The 10770-nt window shown below is 39.6% G+C and carries 7 protein-coding genes and 1 pseudogene; 7 read left to right on the top strand and 1 reads right to left on the bottom strand.

The window, feature by feature from the left end:
• The 7 genes and pseudogenes from cca to QZ488_RS13565 all read left to right on the top strand — a co-directional run.
• A pseudogene (gene cca, locus QZ488_RS13595) lies at positions 1 to 323 on the top strand (multifunctional CCA tRNA nucleotidyl transferase/2'3'-cyclic phosphodiesterase/2'nucleotidase/phosphatase); the annotation flags it as partial.
• Positions 324 to 514: 191 nt separating this feature from the next.
• The gene (locus QZ488_RS13590; RefSeq protein ID WP_293749606.1) at positions 515 to 955 is read left to right on the top strand and encodes a hypothetical protein; all 441 of its coding nucleotides are present in this window, start codon (positions 515 to 517) and stop codon (positions 953 to 955) included.
• A gap of 66 nt (positions 956 to 1021) precedes the next feature.
• On the top strand, positions 1022 to 1759 hold the full coding sequence (locus tag QZ488_RS13585) for an HlyD family efflux transporter periplasmic adaptor subunit (RefSeq protein ID WP_293749612.1): 738 nt from the start codon (positions 1022 to 1024) through the stop codon (positions 1757 to 1759).
• Between the two features lie 199 nt (positions 1760 to 1958).
• Positions 1959 to 2156 (top strand): class IIb bacteriocin, lactobin A/cerein 7B family, encoded by a 198-nt coding sequence (locus QZ488_RS13580; protein WP_293749601.1) that lies wholly within the window; start codon positions 1959 to 1961, stop codon positions 2154 to 2156.
• 1130 nt (positions 2157 to 3286) lie between these two features.
• Positions 3287 to 5404: a peptidase domain-containing ABC transporter gene (locus QZ488_RS13575; RefSeq protein ID WP_293749599.1), complete on the top strand. Its 2118-nt coding sequence runs from the start codon at positions 3287 to 3289 to the stop codon at positions 5402 to 5404.
• Positions 5405 to 5490: 86 nt separating this feature from the next.
• Positions 5491 to 6147 carry a dUTP diphosphatase gene (locus tag QZ488_RS13570; protein ID WP_293749597.1) on the top strand — a complete coding sequence of 219 codons (657 nt, stop codon included), beginning with the start codon at positions 5491 to 5493 and terminating at the stop codon, positions 6145 to 6147.
• Positions 6148 to 6215: 68 nt separating this feature from the next.
• Complete coding sequence (locus QZ488_RS13565; protein WP_293749595.1) at positions 6216 to 8309, top strand: S9 family peptidase; 2094 nt, start codon at positions 6216 to 6218, stop codon at positions 8307 to 8309.
• Between the two features lie 901 nt (positions 8310 to 9210).
• Here the strand turns inward: QZ488_RS13565 and QZ488_RS13560 are convergent.
• Entirely contained in the window at positions 9211 to 10002 is a 792-nt protein-coding gene (locus tag QZ488_RS13560; RefSeq protein WP_293749593.1) for an alpha/beta hydrolase, read from the bottom strand.
• Between the last annotated feature and the right edge of the window lie 768 nt (positions 10003 to 10770).

The following is a 10770-nucleotide window of genomic DNA, read 5'->3' as shown; positions in this document are numbered from 1 at the left end:
AATATCACACGCATATTCATCAAGCCTTCGAACTCAAAGCCAGTACTATTTTAGGCATGTTGAATCGCTGTGACGTATGGCGCAAGCCGCAAAGATTTGCCGATTTTTTACTGAGCTGTAAGGCCGATGCCAGAGGCAGAACCACCTTTGAAAACAGCGAATACAAAAATTCCGAGTATATTTGGCAGGCCTATGAGGCGGCAGCAAAAGTCGATGTCAAAGCCATAGTTGCCAAAGGCTACCAAGGTAAAGCGATTAAAGAACAAACCGAACAACAACGCATCAGTCTTATTCAAGCATTTAAAAATATGTTTCAAAAATAAACATTTGGATGTTTTTTACCACTTTTATTAACCATTAACCCATTTATTTATTTATTTATTTATTTATTTATTTATTTATTTATTTATTTATTTATTTATTTATTTATTTATTTATGGAGTAAAAAAAAGACCTTGAAAGTTCAATTTAGTTAGTGTAGTTTTCTTCGCCTGAATTATTTCACGGAACTGAAATGTCGTTATTCAGAAAAGAAGCAATCGCCCACCAAGGTGAACGATTAACAGGTGTAATCACACTAGCCCAGCCTTTATCTATCAAGCTAACTGTACTCATTTTAGTAACAGTTGCTATGGCAATTGTGGCGTTTATTTTTAGTGCTGAGTATTCCCGCAAAGAAACCGTACGTGGTTTTTTAATGCCTAATAAAGGCATGGTCAAAAGCTTTGCCAACCAAGGTGGCACTATCGAAAAACTTTGGGTGCAAGAAGGTGACAAGGTAAGCAAAGGCCAATCACTGGCCACTATCGTGATAAAACAAAACAATAGCCAAGGCATTGATTTAAGCACCCAATTAATTGCGCAATTGCATCAGCAAACACAGCTGCTAGATGATGAAATCAAACAACATCAACAACTTAGACAGCAAGAAATCGCCAATCTAGATGATCAATAACAAGCCCTAAAAAAGCAGCGCTGGGCACTTAAAAGTCAATACCAATTAGCCAACGAAAAGCTCACTATTTTAGAAGCGCAAAAAAAGCAATTAAAACAACTTAACCAACAAGGGTTTGTTACAAGCGTAGAAAAAGACCAGCAACAACAAGCACTGCTTGAAGCCAAACAAGAAAAACAAAATATTGCACGATTATTGTTACAACAAGAAAACGACTCAAACCAAGTGGCTTTTAACCAAACCAATATTCCCCAGCAATATGCATTGCGGATCAACAACCTTAAACGTCAACAAGCCGACCTCCAGCGACAATTAGCGCAAGTAAACAGTAATCACCAATATACAGTTACCGCCAGCAATAGCGGAATTGTCACCAGCATACAAGTTGTGGAAGGCGAAACACTCAGCGCAACGAAACCGTTACTGCATATTCTGCCCCAAGGCTCAGAGCTGATTGCCGAATTATTACTACCCACACGCTCAGCGGGTTTTGTGCAAGTAGGCAATACTACCCGTTTACGCTTTGATGCCTTTCCCTATCAACGTTTTGGTTTTATCGAAAGTCAAATAACCCGTATCGATCAGGCATTAATTAACCCAAACGAAATCCAATTGCCTATCGCCCTACAAGAGCCGGTTTACCGTTTGCGCGCCAAACTAAACCAACAGCAAATGTTAGCCTTCGGCAAAGCGTTCAATTTAAAAAGCGGTATGTTGTTTGAGGCCGATATTATGTTAGAGCAACGCACCTTAATCGAATGGTTACTTGAGCCTATATATAGCTTAAGAGGCAGAGTGAGTTAATTCATTAAAAGAATTTTTCTGATGAGGTGATGAATTAAAACCAATCACCTTTTTGGAAAATAGAGTGGCCGACTTTAGTCAACCTTTAGCGAGAACAACTAAAGTCAGCCGTATTAATCGTCAACTCATATTGAGTTGGCAAATTAACAACCCAACACTCTTTATTTAAAGAAAGGTTAGATATTTGGAGTATAACATTATGCGTGAATTAAACTTAAGTGAGATAAAAGAAGTAAATGGTGGGGTTGTACCACTTATTGGGGTTGCGGTTGCAATAGCTGGACATGCTGCAGCGCGCACTCTAGGTGCTTGGGTTATATCTAGAGTTGGGACTATAGTGGCTGTTTATAGTGCAGCAGAAGCATATGGCCCTAAACCTACAAAGAAAGACGACTAAAGAGAACAAGGAAAAGGATTTCCTTGATAACTTTAATTTTTTATTAGTATTAATACAAAGAGCAAAAAAAACTAATAGAAAATACCCATATTGTGACAAATTAAGGGGCGATGCGGATGAAGTATATAAACATACGTTATCTTAATACTGTTGTTCTCCGACCACTTAGATAGCTAAGTAATGTTGTAGATGTTGACTGTTTTCCCTTTTAACATCAGTTTAGTTTTCATTGCATTAACTAATGTTATTGAATTAATAAAGATAGAGGTGATAAAAATAATGTCTAGTATTCGCAAAACATATATATGGTATGCATTGGAGATATTAACTTTTTCATTTGCGCTCATGAGTGATGCTTTTTCCTATTGGATAAAGCTTATAATACTGTTTGGGATTGCAGGGTTACTTGCCTCCTTTTATTATAAATTACACAAACTAGAGGCTCTTAATTTACTTAATAAAAAATAGAGACGTTAAATATGACTAGAGTATTAAGAACATGTCCTAATTGTAACAATAAAAGTGTCGATATAGGTGAACTAAGCTCAGGTTCAACCTGTTTGAGTTGTAGGAAAACAATAGAAGTAAATCATTTTTATTCTTACAGCGTACCTATCTTTTTATGTACTATGGCGCTGCTATTCTTTAAATTTTCTCTTACTATTTTGGGTATTATATCCCTAGGTGGACTGTTGTTTTATAACAGCTCCCACGAACATTTGACAACACGATATTTTCCTTTAAAAAATTATGAATAAAAACTTTACCTGTGGTTTAAGAACTGATGAAAAATAACCTTATAACATTAACGCTAGTGGCAATTGGAATAGGAGCAAGTGTGTTTGGCATCCCCATAATGTGGATTATATTGCTCGTCGTGGTTGGCACATTGATTGATTTTGCATATTTTAGAAAAAAATGAGAATGGCTATCCTAAGAAGTAAAAAAAGGAAGTGTGTGTATTGCATATTCATTGCAAAAAATAATGTATTTAATTGTCAAACAGAAAGAGAAATACTATTGCTTATGGCATGCCTTTACCCAGCTATTTTTAATGAATGTCCGCAAATAGGTTTAAGTGATCAAATATTCAAATGATTTCCAGCCAAACCAATCTATTGAATTTTTCAATGGCACAATCAGTTCCGTTAATCTTACAATCTGAAATAGCTGAATGTGGTTTAGCATCCGTGGCAATGGTTGCTAGTTTTTATGGCCATACACTCGATATGCCTGCTATGCGCAAGCGTTTCTCTGCCAACTTAAAGGGCATGGATCTTCAACAATTAATCGATTTAGGTGACAGTTTAGGGTTAGCAAGTCGCGCCTTACAATGCCCTATGGATGAAATACACAAACTAGCAACACCGTGCATTTTACATTGGGATTTAAATCATTTTGTTGTGCTGACCCAAGTGTCAGGAAAAGGAAAGTCGGCAAAATTCTATGTAAATGATCCCGCAGTGGGTAAAATTACATTATCTGCTGAAGCCTTTAGTAAACACTTCACTGGAATTTGCCTCGAACTTACCCCAACTAGTAAGTTTGAAATAAAACAAGAACAAGCCCAAATGAAATTCACCCAATTGTGGAGTTCAATGTCAGGTTTAAAATCAGGGCTTATAAAGTTGGTAGGTTTATCTATCGTTTTACAACTGTTTGCTCTGATGGCGCCTTATTATATGCAATGGGTAGTCGACGAAGTACTGATTGGTTTTGATAAACCTTTGCTAACGGTACTCGCTATTGGTTTTGCCTTAATTTGTATTATTTCAGTGGTAACTAACGCGGTAAGAAGTTGGTTGATTTTGCGGCTATCTAGCCTACTTAATATGCAGATGGGTGTTAACTTACTCAGGCATTTATTACGTTTACCTATGAATTATTTTGAGTCCCGACATATTGGTGACATTGTTTCTCGTTTTGGCTCATTGGGGCATATACGTGAGCGTATTACCACGGGTTTTGTTGAAACTCTTGTAGATGGAATAATGGCTATTACTGTTTTAATCATGATGGCTTTGTATTCCCTAAAATTGACTGCTGTGGTACTTGTTGCAATAGCGTTGTATACCATTGTGCGTTTAGCACTCTACCGTCCATTGCATCAAGCCACTGAAGAAATGATCCAAAGCTCAGCCAAAGAGCAATCAAATTTTTTAGAGAATATTCGTGGTATGCAAACCATAAAGCTTTTTGGCAATGAGTCCCAAAGGCAAAGCATATGGCAAAATCGTTATGCTGAAGTCATTAATAGCGAAATCCGTTTAGGCCGCTTAAATATTAGCTTTGATTCGTTTAATAAACTCTTATTTGGCTTAGAAAATGTATTAGTGATTTATTTTGCCGCAATTATGGTCATGGCAAATAGTTTAACCGTAGGTATGGTATTGGCGTTTATTGCCTATAAAGGTCAATTGACCAGCCGCTTTACTAATTTAATAGAACAAATTATCCAATTTAAAATGATGCGCTTACATTTAGATCGTATTGCTGATATTGCTTTAACAGAGCAAGAGGCTAACCGAGAAGGGGTAGTTTCAAACCGGGAAGACGACGAATCAAAAGGGCAATTAACCTTAGAAAATATCTGCTTTAGTTACAGCGATGATCAGGCTCCTATCTTAAACAATGTAAATTTACACTTGAATGGGGGCGACTCTATTGCCATAACGGGTCCATCGGGATCAGGTAAAACAACCTTAATGAAAATCATGTTGGGATTGCTTCAACCTTCATCAGGAAAAGTGTTATTGGACGGTAAAGATATTACGCACCTAGGACTTAAAAATTATCGTCGGAAAATAGCAGCAGTCATACAGGACGACACACTTTTAGCGGGTTCTATAGCGGATAATATTAGCTTTTTTGACCCACAACCCAATTATTTAAAAATTGAACAATGCGCACACATGGCGGCGATCCATGATGATATTAACAAAATGACCATGGGATATAACTCATTAGTGGGTGATATGGGCTCTAATTTATCAGGTGGTCAAGTGCAACGTTTATTGTTAGCGCGAGCGTTATACCAATCACCCTGTGTGTTATTTATGGATGAAGCCACCAGCCATTTAGACAAAGACAACGAAACAAAAATTAGTGAACAAATTCAACATTTACCCATGACACGCATTATGATTGCTCACAGGCAAGAAACGATTAACAAGGCACAGCACATTTACTCACTCAATGAAGGCACACTAATAAATCTAACTGAAATTGACTCAAAAACAGCTAGTTAAGATTGTATTGCCCCTATATTATTGATGCTTGCTAGTTAACTGCTATCTCAGAAAACAAATACAAACATCAAAGGACAAACACCACTATGCTCAGCTCAACCCAACTCGCCACTATGTTATCTCTGCAAGACGGCATGAACAAAAAAGTTAATCCTGACTGGCTTAACGCCGGTTATGCGTATTTACGTGCGGCCATGATTGAGTCAGTTGAAGGCATTGAGCATCACGGTTGGAAATGGTGGAAAGCCCAACAAAAAGATTTACCCCAGTTACAAATGGAACTGGTTGATATTTGGCACTTTGCCTTATCAGACATCATTATTGGTTTTAAAGGTGACATTCAACAATCAGCCAACACTATCGCCGAACAACTTGCTTCGAACCGCAGCCAAGTAACCTTTGATGGCAAAGACTATTTGTTTACTGAACAAGACATTCTCGACAACTTAGAACTCATGGCTGGCCTATGCGCTGCTAAACGTTTCGATGTGCCTTTATTTCTGAAAATAGTCGAACAAGCAGAAATGGACGCTGATGAATTGTATCGCCAATACGTAGGCAAAAACGTGTTGAACTTCTTCCGTCAAGATCATGGTTACAAAGCAGGCACTTACCAAAAAGTATGGAACGGCCGTGAGGATAATGAACATTTAGTTGATGTGTTAAACAGTCTTGATATTAGTCTAAGTGACTACAGCGATAAAGTGTATGCTGGCTTAAAACAGAGATACCCGACTGACTAACGGGTTGTAGTTTTCAAATATAGTAGTTTCAAAATAAAAGTTCCAAAATAAAATTTTAAGGAAATGTTATGCGCTCACTATCTACCCTTTGGTTAATGATATCTTTCAGTTTCATAACCGCCCCAATATTAGCCAATCCAGACAATAAGTCACCATCAAAGCGATTTACTGCTGAACGTGTATTCGATATGGAATACGCCAACGATCCTCAAGTGTCTCCTGACGGCAAAACCATTGTTTATGTGCGTCAAAGCATGGATCAGATGACCGATCAAGACGCCGGAAAATTATGGATATTAGATATTAAATCTGGCACAAACAGGCCATTAATCGCAGATAGAAATGCGTCTTCGCCGCGCTGGTCGCCTGATGGAAAAAGCCTAGTATTTAATAGCTCCCATGACGGTAAGCCGGAATTACGCAGAGTCTTTATCGATTCAGGTATGAGTTTTTCACTGGCTCAATTACATAAAGGTGCATCGGGCGTAGTGTGGTCACCTAATGGCAAACAACTAGCCTTTAGTATGTTTGTCGAGGCCGATAAACCCTCTTTTGCTAAACCTGTTAAACAACCCAAAGGGGCTAACTGGAATAAACCTTTTAATGTCATAGACGACATGACATTTCGCTTTGATGGGGCTGGTTATTTACAAGACGGTGCCAGTCAAATATTTACCATTCCAGTGAACGGTGGTACACCTAGGCAAGTCACCTTTGAAGACGCTGGCCTTGCATCTCCTCAGTGGTTGGGTAATAACACACTACTACTCACGGGAAATTTGGCGAAAGACAGAGATCTCGATCCTATCGAAAGTGAGATCTATACCCTAAATTTGGCCGATTTGAACATTGCTCCACTCACCACACGGGATGGGCCAGACCATTCCCCTGTTGTTTCGCCAAACGGCGAAACCATCGCTTTTCGTGGCTACGATGATAAAACACTGTCGTACCAGCAAGACGACCTATATTTAATTGATGCTGACGGTTCAAATGTTAGGCCATTAGCAGAGAAATTTGCCGGCAGCATAGGTCAAACTGTTTGGGCACCTAATGGTAAAAGCCTATTGGTGTTATCTGAAGATCATGGCGTCCTCAGCCTGTTCAATATTAGCTTAAAGGGCAAAGAGACTAAGGTTGTCACCAATATTGGTGGCACTTCCATTGGCCGACCCTACGCCGATGGCAGCTTTTCAGTGAGCAAAGGTAAAAAGCCGGTTATTGCTTTTACCGCAGGATTCAGCGATCGCCCAGCTGAAGTGGGTTTAGTTAGTCTAAATGGCAAAAACAAACAAATCTTAACCGCATTAAATGATGATGTATTGCCCTACCTTGAGATGTCGCCTATTCAAGAAATCAAAGTCAAATCGTCACACGACGGTCAAGAAATAGAAGCATGGGTCGCATTTCCACCTGATTTTAAAGCCGATGGCAGCTACCCCATGATCTTAGAAATACACGGTGGGCCATATGCTATGTACGGGCCCTTTTTCGCCAGTGAAATTCAACGTTATGCAGCCGAAGGTTATGTCACAGTGTGGGTTAACCCAAGAGGCTCTACTGGTTATGGTGAAGAGTTTGCACTGGCCATTGATTTAGCCTACCCAGGGTATGATTACGATGACTTAATGACGGTGGTAGACGAAGTGGTGGCCAAAAAATACGCAGACCCAGAGCGTTTATTTGTTACCGGCGGTTCAGGTGGCGGCATTTTAACGGCTTGGATCACCACTAAAACCCAACGTTTCGCTGCAGCCGCTTCTATAAAACCGGTCATCAACTGGATGACAATGGCATTAGCAGCTGATATTGGTCAATATGTGCGTAGGCACTGGGTACGTGCCGACCCTTGGGCAGACCCAGAAGCATTTCTTAAACGCTCGCCCATTCGTTATGTGGATAAAGTGAAAACCCCCACTCTGCTGATGGTAGGCGAAGAAGATTTCCGCACCCCAGCATGGGAAGCAGAGCAATATTACACAGCCTTAAAAATGTTAGAAGTCGATACGGCGTTAATACGTGTGCCCAGTGCACCGCATTATATTGCTTCTCGTCCTAGCCGCTTGATCAGCAAAACCGATAATATTATGGGTTGGTTTGCTAAATATGATCCTGCTAAGAAAAAAAGCACTGAAGCGAAAGCGGAGGGTGCTAGTCAGTAACTGTTATTCAGGCACAGCTTGATGCTGTGCCTGAAAATTATCTCTTTAAGTTGAATCCTTCCATACAAGTGACTCTTTTTATAAAGCTCAGCTAACCCCTTTTGTCGGCAAAGCCGATTCTTTTGATTTTCCCCTCGCATTTATGTTCGCCAATTATTTTTGATATTTCGTAGGTCAATTTGCAGGGATGCAAATTGAGTCGCAGAGTGCCGGGAGCACATTGTGACGACCTGCTAAATATCAAAAATAATTGGATGAAGAACATAGTCTGGCGAGCGGCCTTTTTTGCCTACTTTTTTTGGCTGTAGAAAAAAAGTGGGTCGTTTGGCAAGGATGCCAATCGAAAAACAGCATGGATGCTGGTAAGCGTCAGCGCATGCTTTAATGCTGCGAAAAATATAAAAATCTCGCTACGCGCCTTCATCCGTGAAGGTTTTTGTCTCGAATCCCTTCGAGCCAGATACTCTTTTACAACAGCGAAAAAGAGTATCCAGAAAACGCCGCTCGCTACTAAAGTTTTTAACCGCACAAAAAGGCTTATTTTAGCGTCGTTATAAATGTATCCCTCCAACTTCCACTCAAATTGCATCCTTGCCATTTGCCCCTAAAATAAGCCTTTTTGTGCTGAAACTTTAAATGCGTAAGAGCAGTGGCGGAGCCACCAAAGCGGTTATCGGCAAAGCCGATTGTTTTGCATTCCTAAAATGTGTTTTCTTATAATTTATATCAACCGCTCTGACCCTATCGATTTTCCCAAACTACCTCACAATTTTTTTTGTCCGTTTTTCGCTCAAATATTTGAAAGCATTTTCAGATAGCCAAAAATACTAATTGAGCCTCAAAAGCGAAAATAGTTAGAAGACGATGTGGATCAACAGGATCTCCGGCTACCCGATTATATTCAGCTCTCGAAGAACGCTCTGATCTCGGTAGATAACACTGTTGGGGCCTCTTCAATCACAAGTTTGGAACCTTCTATTTTACTTTGAAGTAAATAAGCCTGCTTGCACGGTATCCATTGGTCTTCTTCACCCCATAATATGAGAACTGGCGCATTTACCTCGTTAAATTTTTCTTGAAATTGATCAGTAAAAATTGAGTCGGCTTGGGCAATTTGTCTATAAAATGCTGATTTCCCCTGCTCTCCGCTCCATGGTGCTAAAATTCCATCGATTGTTTCTTGATCAAGTTTTTGGTGTGCTGCTGTTTTTACATAAGCTTCAACTATTGCAGAATGAATGTAATCGGGCACGCCAGAAAAAGCACTTTCATGTTTTTCGATATGCTTAAAGAATGGCGATCCCCAGGGAGACAATGCAACAGGGTCAATGACAACAATCTTTTTATAGCTACGCTTATCTAAGATATGATTTCTCAACACTGTCGTGCCACCGAAATCATGACCGACAATAAAAGGCGAGTCCAATTCCCAGTGTTCAATTAAAGCGTCTAGTAACTTATTCTGTATTCCAAGAGAAACATCCGCTTCACTTTTATCTGATTCTCCATACCCAAGCAGATCAAAGTAGTAAACCTTATAATGACAGGCCAAGTCATGAATCAAATGCCTCAAGTTGAAAGACGACCAAGGTGTACCATGTACCAAAATTAGAGGCTCTCCCTCACCTTTAATACCGTACTTAACTTCCCGCCCTTGATATTGAAATGTTTTTGCGAGACTCCAATTGCTCAATTTAAACTCCTTGAATATAACGCTTTATTTTTCGTTGTAGTAACTTATGTACGCCCAGCATGAGCATGAACTATGTTTCTCTTTACGATGGGTGCCTAGTTAGCGCTCAGACTCTGCCACAAGATACTTTAAAGGAATACGGCCCCTTTATCCCGTTTTGCATTCCTACAATGTGTTTTCTTGTAATTTATATCAACCGCTCTGACCCTATCGATTCACCCTATCGATTCATACAATATTAAAAGCACGCTGCGCGCCATCGACTGTGATGGTTATTGTCTAGAATCCTTTCGAGCCAGTTACTTTTTCTTCTACAGCTAAGAATAAAGTAACCAAAAAGAAGCCGCCGCTACTAAAGTTTTTAACCGCAAAAAATGGCTTATCCTAGGGTGAAACTGGATTCTTTAGAAGCACGGCTTCGCCCAGTTGAACATCTCGACAAGGAAGTCGAGATTGGGTTCATATCATCATGGAAGTGCCAGTGACCAATACAAATTATGTACACTACTCAAATGACTTCCCTGTCATTTGCCCTAAGAATAAGCCATTTTTTGCTGAAACTTTAAAGGCGGAAAAGCAGTGGCGGAGCCACCAGCGATGAAATTGGCATGGTCGATTTATTTGCCTTCTTAAGATGGGGTGATTTATTAATGACGATTAAAAATCGATATCAATAGGTCAGCAACGTCACACCTGTTGCCATAAAATGAAACAAATAAACCAACGTAATTGGTTAACACCTTACTAGATAAAAGTAGTTATGCTTTG

Source organism: uncultured Paraglaciecola sp., assembly GCF_913020055.1.
In the GTDB taxonomy this organism is placed as follows: domain Bacteria; phylum Pseudomonadota; class Gammaproteobacteria; order Enterobacterales; family Alteromonadaceae; genus Paraglaciecola.
Note: the sequence above shows the minus strand (reverse complement) of the source record. Positions and strands in the feature narration are given on the sequence as shown.